We start from the raw sequence: 15260 nt of genomic DNA on the forward strand, positions 1-15260 counted from the left end.
GGCCCTGGCCGCGCCGTTTTTTTTCTAGACTCGAGCCGATGGCCGACCTCGACAACGATCGCGCCTGGGTGCTGCTGTTGCGCACTCCAGGCCTCTCCGCCTCCCGACTTCGCCAGCTGCTGGTCGATGCCGGCCGCAGCGCCACGTCGGCGCTGGATCGCGTGGCACGGCGCCCGGGGGCGTACCGCGTCGCCGGGGCAGGTGCTGCATGGCTTGCCGCACCGGATGAAGCAAGGATCGAAGCCGACCTTGCCTGGATGGCCGAACCCGGACACCGCCTGCTCCGTTGCACCGACGAAGACTTTCCGCCCCAGCTGGAGGCCATCACGCCGGCCCCGGTGGCCTTGTGGGTGGCCGGCGATGCCTCATTGCTGCTCCGGCCCCAGGTGGCGGTGATCGGCTCGCGCAGCGCGGGGCCCGTGGGCCTGGCCAACGCCCGTGCCTTCGCCCGCGACCTCACCGCCGCGGGCCTGGTGGTCACCAGTGGCCTGGCCGATGGGGTGGACGGCGCGGCCCACACGGCGGCCCTGGAAGCCGGTGGGCCAACCATCGCGGTGGTGGGCACCGGCCCCGACCGCGTCTACCCACGCAAGCACCTGGCGTTGGCACGGGCGATCGTGGACCAGGGCGCCATGGCCACCGAGTTTCCGCCCGGCACCTCGGCGCGGCCGGACCACTTCCCCCGGCGCAATCGGATCATCGCCGGGCTGTCCCTGGGCACCCTGGTGATCGAGGCGGGGGAAAAATCCGGCTCCCTGATTACCGCCCGATTCGCCGCCGAGCAGGGGCGCGAGGTGTTCGCCGTGCCTGGGTCCATCCATAACCCCTTGGCTGAAGGCTGCCATCAGCTCATCGCCGATGGTGCCCGGCTGGTGCAGCGGGCCGACGACGTGGTCCAGGTGCTTGCTCCGGCCGCGCTGGAGCTGGGTCGGGAACTGGCCGCCCGCCTTGGCAGCGCCGAGGCCGCCAAGCCCCGTGGCATGGCCGCCCCGGCCTGGCGTGACGATCCCGACTACCTGCGCCTGCTGGCCGCGATGGGCGACGATCCAGTGCCCCTGGACGACCTGGTCACGAGAACGTCACTGCCAGTGACATCTCTTGCCTCGATGCTGCTGATGCTTGAGCTGGAGGACATCGTCGCCACCTTGCCCGGGAACCGTTACCAGCGCCTGCCGCCGCGATAGGGCTTGACACGTTCGGCAACAGTGTGCTTCCAACTAGATATATGTGCATGGGCATGCGCCCACACGCGAATACGCTTCATCAGGATCGCAAGTCAATGGCCAAGAACCTCCTCATCGTCGAATCGCCCGCCAAGGCCAAGACGATCAACAAGTACCTCGGCAAGGACTTCCACGTCCTGGCCTCGTACGGCCATGTGCGCGACCTGCGGCCGAAAGAGGGCGCGGTCGATCCGACCCGCGGCTTCGCCATGGCCTACGAGGTGATCGAGCGCAACGAGAAACACGTCGAAGCCATCGCCAAGGCGGCGAAAGTCGCCGATTCCATCTATCTCGCGACCGACTTGGATCGCGAAGGCGAGGCGATCTCCTGGCATATCAGCGAGATCCTGCGCGAGCGCGGGCTTTCCCAGGGCAAGGAAATGCATCGCGTGGTCTTCAGCGAGATCACCCCCCGTGCCATCAAGGAGGCCGTGGCCTCCCCGCGGCGCCTGTCGCACGACCTGGTCGATGCGCAGCAGGCGCGCCGCGCCCTGGACTACCTCGTCGGCTTCAACCTGTCGCCGGTGCTCTGGCGAAAGGTGCAGCGCGGCCTTTCCGCCGGACGCGTGCAATCGCCGGCGTTGCGCATGATCGTCGAGCGCGAGGAAGAGATCGAAGCGTTCAAGGCGCGCGAGTACTGGTCGGTCACCGCCGACCTCGCCCACGCCGAGGGCGCCTTCACCGCCCGCCTTACCCAGCTTCGTGGCAAGAAATTCGAGCAGTTCGACCTCACCAACGAGGCCGACGCCAACGCTGCGCGCGAGCACCTGATCGAGGCCGCCAAGGGCCGGCTCACCGTCAGCGAGGTCACCTCCCGCGAGCGCAAGCGGCGGCCCGCACCGCCATTCACCACTTCTACGCTGCAGCAGGAAGCCGCGCGCAAGCTCGGGTTCTCCACCAGCCGCACCATGCGCGTGGCCCAGGGCCTGTACGAAGGCGTGCCCCTGGGTACCGAGGGCACTGTAGGCCTGATCACCTACATGCGTACCGACGCCACGGCACTCTCCGTCGATGCGGTCACCGAACTTCGCGAGTTGATCCAGCGCGACTACGGCGCCAAGGCGTTGCCGGACGAGCCGCAGGTGTATCGCAGCAAGTCGAAGAACGCGCAGGAAGCGCACGAAGCGGTGCGCCCCACCTCCGCCATGCACACGCCGCGCAGCGTCGCCAGTTACTTGAGTGATGATCAGCGCAAGCTCTACGAGCTGATCTGGAAGCGCACCGTGGCCTGCCAGATGATCCACGCCACCATGAACACCGTGTCGGTGGAGTTCGCGCTGCGCGATTCCAGCTTCCGTGCCACCGGCACCACCATCGTCGACCCAGGCTTCCTGGCCGTGTACGAGGAAGGCCGCGACCAGAAAAACGAAGACGACGAAGACCAGCGCCGCCTCCCACGCCTGGAGAAGGGCGACGTGGTGTCCCTCACCGACATCCTGGCCGACCAGCATTTCACCGAACCGCCGCCGCGCTTTTCCGAAGCCAGCCTGGTCAAGACGCTGGAGGAATACGGCATCGGCCGTCCGTCCACCTACGCCAGCATCATCCAGACCCTGCTGAGCCGCGAGTACGTGCTGCTAGATAGCCGCCGCTTCAAGCCGACCGACGTCGGTCGTGCGGTCAGTAATTTCCTCTCCGGCCACTTTGCGCAATACGTCGACTACGACTTCACCGCCAAGCTGGAAGACGAGCTCGATGCCGTCAGCCGCGGTGAGGAAGCCTGGGTGCCGCTGCTGGAGCGCTTCTGGCAGCCGTTCAAGGCGCTGGTGGACGACAAGACCGAAACTGTCGACCGCAACGAGGCTACAGGCGCTCGCGAACTGGGTGCGGATCCGAAATCGGGCAAGCCCGTGTCGGTGCGCCTGGGCCGGTATGGCGCCTACGCGCAGATCGGCAGCAAGGACGACGAGGACAAGCCCACCTACGCCAGCCTGCGCCCGGGCCAGAGCATGCATACGATCTCCCTCCCCGAGGCGATCGAGTTGTTCAAGTTGCCGCGCAAGCTCGGCCAGTCGGCCGCGGGCGAAGAGATCACAGTCGGCATCGGCCGGTTCGGGGCATTCGTAAAGCAGGGCAGCACCTACGCCTCGCTCAAACCCGAAGACGATCCGTACACCATCGAACTGCCCCGCGCCGAACAGCTGGTGCAGGAAAAGCTCGAGGCCATCGCCAACCGCATTGCCAAGGATTTCGGCAACGGCATCCAGATCCTCAATGGCCGCTACGGCCAGTACATCAGCGACGGCGAGAAAAACGCCCGCATTCCCAAGGACAAGGAGCCGATGGAGCTCACCCTGGAAGAGTGCGTCGCGTTGCTGGCAGCAGCGCCCGTGAAGAAACCGCGCGGTGGCAAGGCAGCGAAGAAGACGGCGACGAAAAAAGCGGCTACCAAGAAGGCCGCTGCCAAAAAGGCTGCGCCCGATGGCGACGCACCGGCAAAGAAGGCCACGGTGAAGAAAGCGGCCAGCAAGAAGACGGCGAAGAAAGCCACCAAAAAAGCCGTGAAGAAGACCACCGGTACCGCCACCAAGAAGGCGGCGACCAAGAAGGCCGCGGTGAAGAAGGCCGCCCCCGCCGAGGCTTGAGAGTGCGGCGCTTCGACCTCGCCACCATCGACCGGGCCGGCCAGCAGCTCCGCGAAGGCGGGGTGCTGGCCTATCCCACCGAGGCTGTGTTCGGCCTCGGTTGCGACCCGCGCAATGAGGCCGCCCTCGCTCGCATTTTCGAGCTCAAGCACCGTCCTGCCGGCATGGGCGTGTTGTTGATTGCTTCGGATTTTGCCCAGGTCGAACCCTATATCGACCTTGAAGCCGTGCCACTGCCCATGCTCGATGAGGCCTGGTCCACGTGGCCAGGGCCTTGCACCTGGGTTTTCCCCCGGGCGGCAGCGGCGCCCGACTGGATCGCGGGCGCCCATGCGGGCATCGCGGTGCGCGTCACCGCGCATGAACCGGTGGTGGTGCTGTGTCGCGCCTTCGGCGGCGCGCTGGTGTCCACCAGCGCCAATGTCCATGGCCAGCCACCGGCGCGCAGCGTGAACGACCTGGAGCAAGCCTTCGGTGCGGGCCTGGACGGCATCCTGGACGCCCCCCTGGGCAGCCTTGACCGTCCCACGTCGATCCGCGACGTGCTGACGGGCGCTATCATCCGTCCATGATCAACGCCGCCATGGTGGCGTACCGGAGATAATCGCTTGTCGAGCGTGATTGACCTTGCCAGCGGCACCGCGTCGCGCCGCCTGCCCCTCGTTGTCGCCGACGATCCGAACCGCGTGCTCGCCTGGCTAGGCGGCAAGGCGATTTCGGCGGCGACCTTCGTTGCGCATGTGGCGGTGGTCGCAGCGCTCCTGCCCGACGCCGACAGCGCGGTGAACCTGTGCGAGGACCGCTACGCCTTCCTGGTGGCCTTCTGCGCGCTGGCTGCTCGCGGCCAGGTCAATCTGCTGCCGCCCTCGCGCGCACCGCGCGCCATCGATGAAGTGATGGCCACGCACGCGGGCTGTTACGCGATCGGCGATACTGCACTCGACCCGTCGCCGCGCGGCTATGTGCAGATGCCTGTCCTGGATATGGACATCCCGCTGATCGAGGAGTGGCCGGAAGTTCCCGCCGACCAACTGGTGGCTATCGGGTACACCTCCGGATCCACCGGCACGCCCAAGGCCAATCCCAAGACCTGGGGTTCCTTTGTATGCAGCAATGCGGGCAATCATGCGCTGCTCGAGGCTGGCGTAGGCACGCCCTTCACCATTGTCGCCACCGTCCCGCCGCAGCACATGTACGGCATGGAGATGTCGGTGGTGATGCCGCTCCTGGGTAACGTGGCCGTGCATGCAGGCCGTCCCTTCTTCGCCGCGGATGTGGCTGCCGCGCTAGAAAGCGTGCCAGGCCCGCGCGTGCTGGTGACCACGCCCGTGCATCTTCGCGCGCTGGTCGAGGCCGACGTCGGCCTGCCCGGCGTATCGGCCATGGTTTCCGCCACGGCGCCGATGCCGCTGGAACTCGCCCGCGCCGCCGAGGCACGCTTCGGTGCGCCGCTCCACGAGGTTTTCGGGTCCACCGAAACCTGCGTGTTCGCCAGCCGGCGCACGTCGAAAGATGAAGACTGGAAGCTCTACGCCGATGTGGTCCTGCACCCGCAGCCTGATGGCACGCTGGTGGATGCGCCGCAGCTGGACGCGCCGATCGCTCTGGCCGATCTGGTCACGCTTCACGACGGCGGGCGCCGCTTCCGCCTGTGCGGCCGTAACGCCGACATGCTGGAAATCGCCGGCAAGCGAGCCTCGCTGGCTGACCTCACCCGGCGCCTGCTGGCAGTAGACGGCGTGAGCGACGGCGTGGTGTTCCAGCTTGACGATGCCGACCACATGGGCGTCCGGCGCATCGCCGCACTGGCCGTGGCGCCGGGCATGGACGAGCACGCCATCCTCGATGAACTGCGCACGTCCATGGACCCGGTGTTCCTGCCCCGGCCGTTGCGGCTGGTCGATGCGTTGCCGCGCAACGAAACCGGAAAGCTGCCTCGCGCGGTCCTGCTGGAAATGGTTCACCGGCACGGGTAATTGCCCGGTATCGGCGGCCTTGACGCGCCTGTCGGCTACAATGCGCCTCTTTACGTAGGTACGTCCTCAGGAGCGGTGCATGAAAGTCCTCGTCATCGGCAGCGGCGGTCGCGAGCATGCGCTGGCCTGGAAGCTTGCGCAGTCGCCGCGGGTCGAGGAAGTGATTGTCGCGCCGGGCAATGCCGGCACCGCGCGGGAAAAGCACCTGCGCAATGCGGCCATCGCGGTGAACGATATCGATGGCCTGTTGGCCCTGGCCCGCGCCGAGAACGTGGGGCTTACCATCGTCGGCCCCGAAGTGCCCCTGGTGGCCGGTTTGGTCGACGCGTTTGGCGCAGCCGGGCTCCGCTGCTTCGGCCCCTCGGCGAAGGCGGCGCAACTTGAAGGTTCCAAGGCTTTTGCCAAGGCCTTCCTTGAACGGAACGGCATCCCTACGGCGCACTACGCCGTGCACACCGATCTGGCGCCGGCCCTTGCCTACGTGCGAGAGAAGGGTGCACCCATCGTAATCAAGGCCGACGGCCTGGCGGCGGGCAAGGGCGTGGTGGTGGCCATGACGCTTGCCGAGGCCGAATCGGCCCTGCATGACATGCTGGGCGAGAAAGTCTTCGGCGATGCATCGTCGAGCGTGGTTGTCGAGGAGTTCCTCGAAGGCGAAGAAGCCAGCTTCATCGTCATGAGCGATGGCAAACACGCCTTGCCGATGGCCAGCAGCCAGGACCACAAGCGCCGCGACGACGGCGACAAGGGCCCCAACACCGGCGGCATGGGCGCGTACTCGCCCGCACCGGTCGTCACAGTCGCTGTACAGGAGCGCGTGATGCGGGAGGTTATCGAGCCTACCCTGCGTGGCATGGCGGCCGATGGCGCCACTTTTGTCGGGTTCCTCTACGCAGGCCTCATGATCGACGCGCAGGGCGCGCCGAAGGTGATCGAATTCAACGTGCGCTTCGGCGACCCGGAAACGCAGCCGATCATGTTGCGGCTGAAGTCCGACCTGGTGGACCTCGTCGATGCCGCGCTTGACGGCAGGCTCGATACCGCTGTTGCCGAATGGGATGATCGCCCCGCCATTGGCGTGGTACTGGCAGCGGGTGGCTACCCCGGCAAGGTTCGTTCGGGTGACATCATCAGCGGGCACGATGCGGACTTCGGTACGGACGTCAAGGTATTCCACGCCGGTACCGGCGTGGATCCGCATGGCCGCGTCATGACCGCCGGTGGCCGGGTGCTCACGGTATGCGCGCTGGGCAGCACGCTGGGGCAGGCACGTGATCTGGCTTATGCGGCCATTGACGGCATTTCGTATGAGGGACGGCAGTATCGGCGTGACATCGCGCACCGCGCACTAGCCTAGCTACGCGCCTGGTGTGTTTGTAGGTGAAGGCGAAGTGTATGGCCGCCAATCACCTACAGCTGTAAGCGAAAGCGCCTATGTGGGCGCCCACGGATATGGTTGAAACTTGCAAGCACTGTCAACAAGGAAGTGCTATGCAATTCAAGACGCTCCAGATTGCCGCGGCCGTTGCGCTAGCGGGTGTCGGCATCACCTCGGCGGGTGCGGCGCCGCTAGGTGCAGTGGATCCATCGCCTGTCCGGAATGGCGTGGACGCCGGCCTGGCTTTACCTCTGCCGTTTCATGATCAGGTTGGCCTGGTGTCGCTCGATGCGCTGCCGGGCATGTTCGACCGTGGTGGCGTGCAGGCGGCAACCCGAATGGCGAAGTTGCCCGGTGCGTCCGGCTCGGTGCTGTCGAAGTTGGAGAACCGTGCCTTGCAAGGCGACATGGTCGGCTGGGTATGGGCCGGTGCACTTGCCGATCCCGCTGTGCGCGAGGAAGCAGGCCGGATGTACGAGTCGGGATTGCCATTGCTCGTGCTCAATGGCACCGGGATAACCGATGCCAGCCAGGCCGCGACGGCTATCGTCGGCTTGACGACCAATGCCCCGGTGGCCATGTACATCCATGACAAGGCCGGCAATGTCCGGTCGTTCTCGATCGACGCGGATCTTTCGTCGACACAGAGCCTTGAGAAGGCCATTTCGGTCGTTGCCGGACAAACCCGTGAGGCCATCCGCACGCAGCGGGTCGTCCTGGCAGATGACGTTGAGCCGATCGCGCTGCCAAGGGTCACCATGATCGATACTGCAACCGACCCGCGTGGATCGGGCTCCTCGGTGACGCAGGAAGTGAATGTCATCAGGGACTCCACGATCAGTCGTGACCAATACGTCGTGATAGCCAAGTCCAGGTGGAACGTCATACCGAACAATAATGGCCTTTCCGGGGGAGCGCTTACCATCCCGGGCAGCTATCGTCTTGATCAGACACTGATCGTGGATAGCGAGGGAACCCCCGTGTTGCTGCCCAGCCTGGCATCGCAGTATCCCGCGAGTAACGGCAGCACGGATATTTCATTCACCGACACCCAGCGTACGACGACGAGCTACGGCTTCAACATCTCGCGGGATATGTCGGGAGGCTTGCAAGGGATGGTTCCCGAAGCATCGGCCAAGACGTCGTTTGGATTTACGTTCGGACGGGAATACGTGGATGAGCAGTCGATCAATTTTTCCGTACGCGACTATTCCGTTGCGGCCGCTGCATCCAGCCCAACGCTCGGTAGCCGTGCGACGTGGAACCTTAACCTGGCTGCTGCCATCTCTTCCAATGCCGGGTACTTCGGCGGGTCACCATCACTGGCTCGAGTGACGCCCATGATGAGACAGGCCAGTGCCGAGACCTTTGCGCGATGGGTACTGTCAGCAAGGCACCCCGGTGGCATGCGCATCATCGCGCAAGCCAATGTCAGCAATCTTCGCTTCACTGGATCGTCCATCGGCAGTGTCGGTGACACCTGGGCACAACCGAACTCGGTCATCAACGTGCCGTCCAGGCTTCCCTATCTCAGTCGCGAGACTACCGTGTTGATCCAGTCCCAGGCCGGAGGCGGATCATGCCTGTCTGATTCGTTTGGAAGCCTGCAGCTTGTCTCATGCCCGGGTCCGACCAGTTGGCTCAATACGCGGGTGGCCCATTGGCGCCTGGATGCCGAAGGTCGCTACGTCAACGGCCAGACTGGAAACTGCCTGCAATTTGACACGTCCAGTGGCGACGCCACGGTAGGATCGTGCAGCCTGGCGCTCAACCAGCGATGGGAATGGCGGGCGGACCGCATCTACACCCTGTTCAATAGCGCAGCCGACGACTGGCGACTGCATGTGGTCAATGGCCGTGCCCGTGTGGTGACCGATCCCGCCGTCTACCAGGACCTTCCCACCAACCATAACCAGATCCTGCTCAATCCCTGGTCGAACTATCCCGCGGCGCCCGTCCGTGGCGTCACCGTCCCCAACATCGGAGCAGGATCCACGCAATCGCCCATTCCGGAAGATTGGCTCAGGTTCCGCGCTATCCGGCCTGAGGAGACCTGGCGTGTGATTCCCATCCGCGCCAACATCTGACCGCTGTTCCGTTCGATGGCAACCCGTGGCGGCCAGGCCGCCACGGGTCGATTCACGACACATGGGCGTTCCCGCTAAGCTTCAGGCAGGGCCATTCCATGGATCGAGCATGAGCCAGTTCAAGCTACTGGGTACCCGCCGCTTCGCGCCGTTTTTCTGGACGCAGGCACTGGGTGCCTTCAACGACAACGCCTTCCGTAATGCGCTGGTCATGCTGGTGGTGTTCCAGATGTCGCTGGGCAACGACACGGCGGCGCTGTACACCAACCTGGCGCCGGCGCTGTTCATCCTGCCATTCTTCCTGTTCTCCGCCACCGCGGGGCAGATCGCCGAGAAATACGAGAAGTCGCGGATCATCCGCTACGTGAAGCTGTTCGAGATCGCCGCCATGGTGATCGCGGCGATCGGCTTTCATACCCACCACGTGATCCTGCTGCTGGTGGTGCTGTTTCTGATGGGCATGCACTCGACCATGTTCGGGCCGATCAAGTATTCGATCCTGCCCCAGGCGCTGAAGCCGACGGAGTTGGTGGGTGGCAATGGCCTGGTGGAAATGGGTACGCAGATGGCCATGCTGATCGGCATGATCGTCGGCAACGCCCTGATGCTGATCGCAGGCTACGGGCCGACGGCGGCCTCGGCGGCCACGATCGGCGTGGCCGTGGCCGGCTACCTGGTCAGCCGCTGGATTCCGCTGGCGCCGGCGGCCGCGCCGGACCTGAAGGTGAATTTCAACACCTTCACCGAGACAGGCCGCGTGCTGCGCATCGCACGGGCCGACAAGGCGGTATTCAACGCGATCCTGGGCATTTCCTGGTTCTGGTTCTTCGGCACCGTGATGATCGCCCAGCTGCCGGTGTATACGCGGGTGAACCTGGGTGGCGACGGCTCGGTGAACACGCTGGTGCTTACCTTGTTCTCGCTGGGCACGGGTATCGGTTCGCTGTTGTGCGAGAAGCTCTCGGGCAAGCGGGTGGAAGTGGGGCTGGTGCCGATGGGCGCTTTTGGGCTCACCGCGTTCGGCATCGACCTGTATTTCTCACGGCCGGGAAAGTCGCCCGTGGCAGGGCTGGACTGGCATGGGTTCCTGCAAACGGCGGGCGCCTGGCACGTGGCGCTGGACCTGACGATGATCGGCGTGTTCGCCGGCTTCTTCGTGGTACCGCTGTTTGCCTTCGTGCAGTCACGCACGCCGCGCGACCGGCTTTCGCGCGTGATCGCCGGCACCAACATCGTCAATGCCATCTTCATCTGCGTGGCGTCGGGGCTTGGCCTTGGCCTTGGCGTGCTCGGGCTCTCGGTGCCGCAGATATTCCTGGTCACGGCGGTGTTGAACGCGTTCGTGGCGATTTATATCTTCACCCTGGTCCCCGAGTTCGTCATGCGCTTCATGACCTGGGTGCTGGTGCATGCGATGTACCGGGTGAAAGTGCGGGGATTGGAGAACATTCCCGAGGAAGGCCCGGTGCTGCTGGTATGCAACCACGTGAGCTTCCTCGATCCGCTGGTGATCATGGCCGGCGTGCGCCGCCCAGTGCGTTTCGTCATGTACTACAAGATCTTCAACATCCCCATCTTGAGTTTCATCTTTCGCACGGCCGGGGCCATTCCCATTGCCGGCCGCAATGAAGATCTCAACCTGATGAACAAGGCGTTCGACGCCGTGGACCAGGCCCTGGCCGATGGCGAAGTGGTGTGCATTTTCCCGGAGGGCGCGATCACGCGGGATGGCGCCATTGCACCGTTCCGGCCTGGCGTGGAAACCATCCTGGCGCGCCGGCCCGTGCCCGTGGTGCCGTTGGCGTTGCGGGGCATGTGGGGCAGCTTCTTCAGCCGGCGCGATTCGGCGATGAAGCGCATGCGCCTGCCGCGGCGCTTCATGTCGCGCATCGAGCTTGTCGGAGCGCCGGCGATGGCGCATGCGGACGCGTCATCGTTGCGGGAAAGCGTCAGCTCGCTTCGCGGCGAGCTTGCCTAGGGATTGATCGTCAGGCCGCCCAGCCGGCCAGCACCAGGACGGCGATCAAGGCCAGCCATACGGCCAGCACGCGATGCGTCACACGCTTGGCGTCGCGCAATTCTTCGAGCGGATCGCTGACATCCTGGGCAACACCATCGCCTGCCTGGATGTCGGCGTCGACACCAGCATGTGCCACGGCACCCAGGAACGAGGGATCGAGCTGGCCACGCGCGTGTTCGGCCGACGCATGCCAACGGCGCCAGGCGCCGATCACGGCGTCGAAATCCGACACCAGGGCCATGGCGAATACCATCAGGTGGGCTGGCAGCCAGTCGAGGGCTTCGGCAAAGCGGCGTGCGGGGGCACGTGTGCGCGCGTCGATGTCGATATGCACGTCGAAGCTGAGCGCCTGCGCCAGCCGGTAAAGCACCGCGCCCGCCGGTCCCAGCAGCACGAACCAGAAAAGCACGCCGAAACGGCGGCGCAGGGCGGCAAAGAAGGTCGCTTCCACCACGGGCCCGGCGGCCCATGCGATGGGCTCACCATCGGTGGAAAGGCGTGCCATGGCGGCGTCGCGGTCGCGCGGGTCGACGGCCTGCAAGGCCGCGTCGATGTCCCGGTCAAGATCCCCCGGCCCCAGGGCATAGCAGAGCGAGGCTACGGCCAGCAGCAGCCACAGCACGTCCAGGAACCGCGTGGTGGCCAGCAACCCCGCCAGGATGGCCACGGCCATCGTCGGGGCGAGCAGCACGATGGCCACGCGGCTGGCGCCGGAGCTGTCGGAAAGCTTTTCGGCCCAGGCGCGGAACCAGCGTTCGTCGCGCCACCGCGCCAGCTGCGGCAGCAGGTGGCAGAGCAACAGGGCGATCAGGATGGCAAAGAGGCGTAGGGCCATGGCGTGTCGTCGAGCTTAGCGTTGGCCCATTGTGCCAGTCAGCGCGTGCCGGCTGCGACCATCGCGCCCAGGTCGTAGCCGCGATCGGCCAGCCAATGCTCGAGCAGGCGATAGGACACCGAGACCGAAGGCGACACCAGCAGGCTGCCGTCGGCAATGCCCTGGCGGATGTCCTCCGGGGTGAACCAGCGGGCTTCTTCCAGTTCCTGGTCGCGATAGCGGATGTCGCGCGAGCGCGCGAAGGCGGTGAAGCCGACCATCAGCGATGCCGGCATCGGCCAGGGCTGCGACGAGTGGTAGTGCACATCCAACACTTCCACGCCAGCCTCTTCGGCCACTTCGCGGCGCACCGCGTCTTCAAGTGATTCACCAGGCTCGATGAAGCCGGCCAGGGTGGAGAACCGTCCCGGCGGCCAGCTGCGCTGGCGTCCCAGCAGGCAGGCGCCCTCGTGCTCCACGATCACGATGATCGCGGCATCGGTGCGGGGAAAATGCAGGCGGCCGCAGCTGACGTTGGTGCAGTGAACGCGGTGGCCCGAAGCCACCAGCACCCCCGGCGCGCCGCAATAGGCGCAATGGCGGGTCTCGTTTTGCCAATGGGCCAAACCCTTGGCGTAGGCGAAGATGCCAGCGTCGAAGGGATCGAAGCTGAGGCCGGCGCGGCGAAGATCCACGGACGTGGCTGCAGCACTATCGGCGAGCGCCTTCGTCAATTCAGCGTCGGCCACCAGCATGAAATAGGCGCGGCCATCGGCCAGACCCAGCAAGGTCGGCGTCAATGGCGCCAGGTACTGCTGCCGCGTGGCGTCGTCCAGCCACAAGGGTGCGTCGCCGTTGGCCACTTTCAGCGTTTCGCCCGACGGGCCGATCACGATGAAGCGGGTGCCGGGTTCGGCAAGCCTTGCCGCGACCCATGCTTGATCGTCGCGGTGTTCGGACACGCGATCCAGGATCGTCCCGGCGAATGTGTTGGTCCGCCCCTTGCGCGCCCCCGCCGCTGCCTGCATCGGTGCCAGGCTCAGGTCGAGAACGAGGAACCGCAGCCGCAGGTGGTGCGGGCGTTCGGATTGCGGATGACGAACTGCGAACCGCTGAACGATTCGGCATAGTCGATTTCGGCGCCGGTAAGGTATTGCAGGGACAGCGGGTCGACCACCAGGGTGACGCCGTCACGATCGATCGAGAGGTCGTCCTCGGCCTTTTCCTCGTCGAAGGTAAAACCATACTGGAACCCCGAGCAGCCGCCGCCGCTGATGTACACGCGCAGCTTCAGGCCGGGATTGCCTTCTTCGACAATCAGCTCGTGGACTTTCTTCGCGGCCGCCTCGGTAAATACCAGGGGAGCCTGGGCGGCGCGGTAGTCGGGGGCGTTTTCCATATCCATCATGATGGCGGCGAAACCGTGCAGGTCAAGCCTCCTGGGGTTCTTCCTCGGGAGCGGCCAGCTGGCGCTGCGGGCCGGCGACGCCGGCGTGGGACATCTTGCCGTTCACCTGGGCACCGGCGGCCATCTCGAGCACCGTGTAGTGGACGTTGCCCTCCACGCGCGCCTGGGCGGCCAGTTCCAGCCTTTCCGAGGCATGGATGTCGCCCTTGACCGCGCCGTTGATCACCGCATGCGGAACGCGGATCTCACCGGTGACGCGACCGTGCTCGCTCAGGGTGAAGACGGCCTGGCTGTCGGGCTCGGCCTGGATCGAGCCGTCGATGCTGCCGTCCAGGTGCAGCGCCCCGCTGAAGCGGACATTGCCGGTAATGGCGGTGCCGCTGGCGATGAGGCTGGTTTCAGGCGCGCGTTGTGAGGGCGCTGCGCCCTTGGTGGGCTTGTTATTGTTGAACATGGTTATCCCCCGAAGTCTGGCTGGCGTCGGCCCAGGCGACGGTGCGGGTTGCCGCGTCGCTGCCGTCGGCATCCACGCCGATGCGCAGGCGCGTCGGTCGGAAGTCGGCGGGTAGGGCCAGGGTGGTGTGTAACTGCTGGAAATAGCGGAAGGAGAAGTCCAGGCCTCCCGCCTGGACGGCTCCCCCGAGATCCTTGGCGTCGAGTACGGCGAGCTTGTCGCCGCGCAGGCCTTCCACCGCGAGGGTGATGCGGCCCTTGGTGTCCGCGCCGCGGCGCGCATTCTGGGTAAGCGTGACGGTGAGGTTCCAGGCGTGGCTGCCGGCGATGGGCGATACGCGGACATCCTGCACGGTAAGTTCTTGCCGTTGGTCACCGCCCCCGACCAGCCGCGAATAGAACCCAAGGTCGTTGCGCAGGCCGTTGAGCTGTTCTTCGCGCTCGGCGAGGGTGTGCTTGAGCTCGTTGGCCGCCACCGCCCCCACCTGGTTGTCGCGCGTGAGGTTGGCCACCTGTTGCCGGAGCACCTCGTTGTCGGCTGCCAGCTGCCTGGCCGCGCCATGGTCGCCAACGGCCCCCGGGACGGCCCCGGCGTGCCCGGCCAGCCAGCCGATCAAAAGGCCGGCCACAAGGCAGCCTGCCAACCCCGCGGCCACGACTACCCGACGGCGGCGCTCGGCTCGAGCGTCGACCGTCTGCACCACGAAGCGCGGTGTGGGGCTGGAGGCCATGGGTTGGGGATTGCCGCAAAAGCCGAGGTATACCCGGCTTTCGCGCGAAGCGTCAAGGAAACGTGACGCAGCTTCAGCTGGAGAGTTCGCCGACCTTGCTCAGCAGGTAGCGCTCGTTGCCGATATCAGTCATCAGGCTGAACTGGGTTTCCAGCCAGTCGATGTGCTCTTCTTCCTCGGCAAGGATGTTCTTGAAGAGGTCGCGGCTGACGTAATCATGGATGCCTTCGCTATGGGCAATACCCTCGCGGAGGTCTTTCAGGGCTTCGTATTCCAGCTCAAGGTCGCCGCGCAGGCATTCGATGGCGTTCTCGCCGATACGAAGCTTGCCCAGGCGCTGCAGGTTGGGCAGTCCATCAAGGAAAAGAATGCGCTCGATCACCTTGTCGGCGTGCTTCATTTCCTCGATCGATTCCTTGTACTCATGCTCGGCCAGTTCCTTGTAACCCCAGTCCTTGAACATGCGGTAATGCAGGAAATACTGGTTGATCGCGGTCAGTTCGTTGTAGAGCACCTTGTTGAGGAACTCGATGACCGTTGCGTCGCCTTTCATGGCCGTCTCCCTGGGTAGCTGCGTGCGCGGAT

Annotated in this window: 13 protein-coding genes; 7 read left to right on the plus strand and 6 right to left on the minus strand. The window is 65.3% G+C overall.

The window, feature by feature from the left end; all coding sequences use genetic code 11:
- The first annotated feature begins 38 nt into the window (after positions 1–38).
- The 7 genes from dprA (at position 39) to NDK18_RS16530 (ending at position 11227) form a co-directional block, all read left to right on the plus strand.
- Complete coding sequence (dprA, locus tag NDK18_RS16500; protein ID WP_250628408.1) at positions 39–1184, plus strand: DNA-processing protein DprA; 1146 nt, start codon at positions 39–41, stop codon at positions 1182–1184.
- 95 nt (positions 1185–1279) lie between these two features.
- On the plus strand, positions 1280–3808 hold the full coding sequence (locus NDK18_RS16505; protein ID WP_250628409.1) for a DNA topoisomerase I: 2529 nt from the start codon (positions 1280–1282) through the stop codon (positions 3806–3808).
- Positions 3809–3810: 2 nt separating this feature from the next.
- The gene (gene tsaC, locus NDK18_RS16510) at positions 3811–4380 is read left to right on the plus strand and encodes an L-threonylcarbamoyladenylate synthase type 1 TsaC (protein WP_250628410.1); all 570 of its coding nucleotides are present in this window, start codon (positions 3811–3813) and stop codon (positions 4378–4380) included.
- 36 nt (positions 4381–4416) lie between these two features.
- Entirely contained in the window at positions 4417–5784 is a 1368-nt protein-coding gene (locus tag NDK18_RS16515; protein ID WP_250628411.1) for an AMP-binding protein, read from the plus strand.
- Positions 5785–5863: 79 nt separating this feature from the next.
- Positions 5864–7141, plus strand: a complete 1278-nt coding sequence (gene purD, locus NDK18_RS16520; RefSeq protein ID WP_250628412.1) for a phosphoribosylamine--glycine ligase — start codon at positions 5864–5866, stop codon at positions 7139–7141.
- Between the two features lie 134 nt (positions 7142–7275).
- Entirely contained in the window at positions 7276–9249 is a 1974-nt protein-coding gene (locus tag NDK18_RS16525) for an RICIN domain-containing protein (protein WP_250628413.1), read from the plus strand.
- Positions 9250–9358: 109 nt separating this feature from the next.
- Positions 9359–11227, plus strand: coding sequence for an MFS transporter (locus NDK18_RS16530; RefSeq protein WP_250628414.1), 1869 nt, complete (start codon positions 9359–9361; stop codon positions 11225–11227).
- Between the two features lie 10 nt (positions 11228–11237).
- Here NDK18_RS16530 and ampE read toward each other — a convergent pair whose 3' ends face one another.
- From ampE to bfr, 6 genes are all read right to left on the minus strand, one after another.
- Positions 11238–12104, minus strand: coding sequence for a regulatory signaling modulator protein AmpE (ampE, locus tag NDK18_RS16535; RefSeq protein WP_250628415.1), 867 nt, complete (start codon positions 12102–12104; stop codon positions 11238–11240).
- Positions 12105–12142: 38 nt separating this feature from the next.
- On the minus strand, positions 12143–13045 hold the full coding sequence (gene nudC, locus NDK18_RS16540; protein ID WP_343219726.1) for an NAD(+) diphosphatase: 903 nt from the start codon (positions 13043–13045) through the stop codon (positions 12143–12145).
- Between the two features lie 77 nt (positions 13046–13122).
- Positions 13123–13491, minus strand: a complete 369-nt coding sequence (gene erpA / locus NDK18_RS16545; protein ID WP_250626512.1) for an iron-sulfur cluster insertion protein ErpA — start codon at positions 13489–13491, stop codon at positions 13123–13125.
- Between the two features lie 22 nt (positions 13492–13513).
- Positions 13514–13945 (minus strand): bactofilin family protein, encoded by a 432-nt coding sequence (locus NDK18_RS16550; RefSeq protein ID WP_250626513.1) that lies wholly within the window; start codon positions 13943–13945, stop codon positions 13514–13516.
- The gene (locus NDK18_RS16555; RefSeq protein ID WP_250628416.1) at positions 13932–14675 is read right to left on the minus strand and encodes a DUF6776 family protein; all 744 of its coding nucleotides are present in this window, start codon (positions 14673–14675) and stop codon (positions 13932–13934) included. The genes NDK18_RS16550 and NDK18_RS16555 overlap by 14 nt, the downstream gene beginning before the upstream one ends.
- A 73-nt stretch (positions 14676–14748) precedes the next feature.
- Positions 14749–15228: a bacterioferritin gene (gene bfr, locus NDK18_RS16560; RefSeq protein WP_250626515.1), complete on the minus strand. Its 480-nt coding sequence runs from the start codon at positions 15226–15228 to the stop codon at positions 14749–14751.
- Positions 15229–15260: the final 32 nt, after the last annotated feature.

The sequence above is a fragment of the Pinirhizobacter soli genome (assembly GCF_015905305.1).
GTDB classification, from domain to species: Bacteria; Pseudomonadota; Gammaproteobacteria; order Xanthomonadales; family Rhodanobacteraceae; genus Pinirhizobacter; species Pinirhizobacter soli.

Excerpts from the sequence above, each read along its gene's own strand:
- dprA (WP_250628408.1), top strand. The coding sequence starts at position 39 with ATGGCCGACCTCGACAACGATCGCGCCTGGGTGCTGCTGTTGCGCACT.
- NDK18_RS16505 (WP_250628409.1), top strand. The coding sequence starts at position 1,280 with ATGGCCAAGAACCTCCTCATCGTCGAATCGCCCGCCAAGGCCAAGACG.
- purD (WP_250628412.1), top strand. The coding sequence starts at position 5,864 with ATGAAAGTCCTCGTCATCGGCAGCGGCGGTCGCGAGCATGCGCTGGCC.
- NDK18_RS16525 (WP_250628413.1), top strand. The coding sequence starts at position 7,276 with ATGCAATTCAAGACGCTCCAGATTGCCGCGGCCGTTGCGCTAGCGGGT.
- NDK18_RS16530 (WP_250628414.1), top strand. The coding sequence starts at position 9,359 with ATGAGCCAGTTCAAGCTACTGGGTACCCGCCGCTTCGCGCCGTTTTTC.
- ampE (WP_250628415.1), bottom strand. The coding sequence starts at position 12,104 with ATGGCCCTACGCCTCTTTGCCATCCTGATCGCCCTGTTGCTCTGCCAC.
- erpA (WP_250626512.1), bottom strand. The coding sequence starts at position 13,491 with ATGATGGATATGGAAAACGCCCCCGACTACCGCGCCGCCCAGGCTCCC.
- NDK18_RS16550 (WP_250626513.1), bottom strand. The coding sequence starts at position 13,945 with ATGTTCAACAATAACAAGCCCACCAAGGGCGCAGCGCCCTCACAACGC.
- NDK18_RS16555 (WP_250628416.1), bottom strand. The coding sequence starts at position 14,675 with ATGGCCTCCAGCCCCACACCGCGCTTCGTGGTGCAGACGGTCGACGCT.
- bfr (WP_250626515.1), bottom strand. The coding sequence starts at position 15,228 with ATGAAAGGCGACGCAACGGTCATCGAGTTCCTCAACAAGGTGCTCTAC.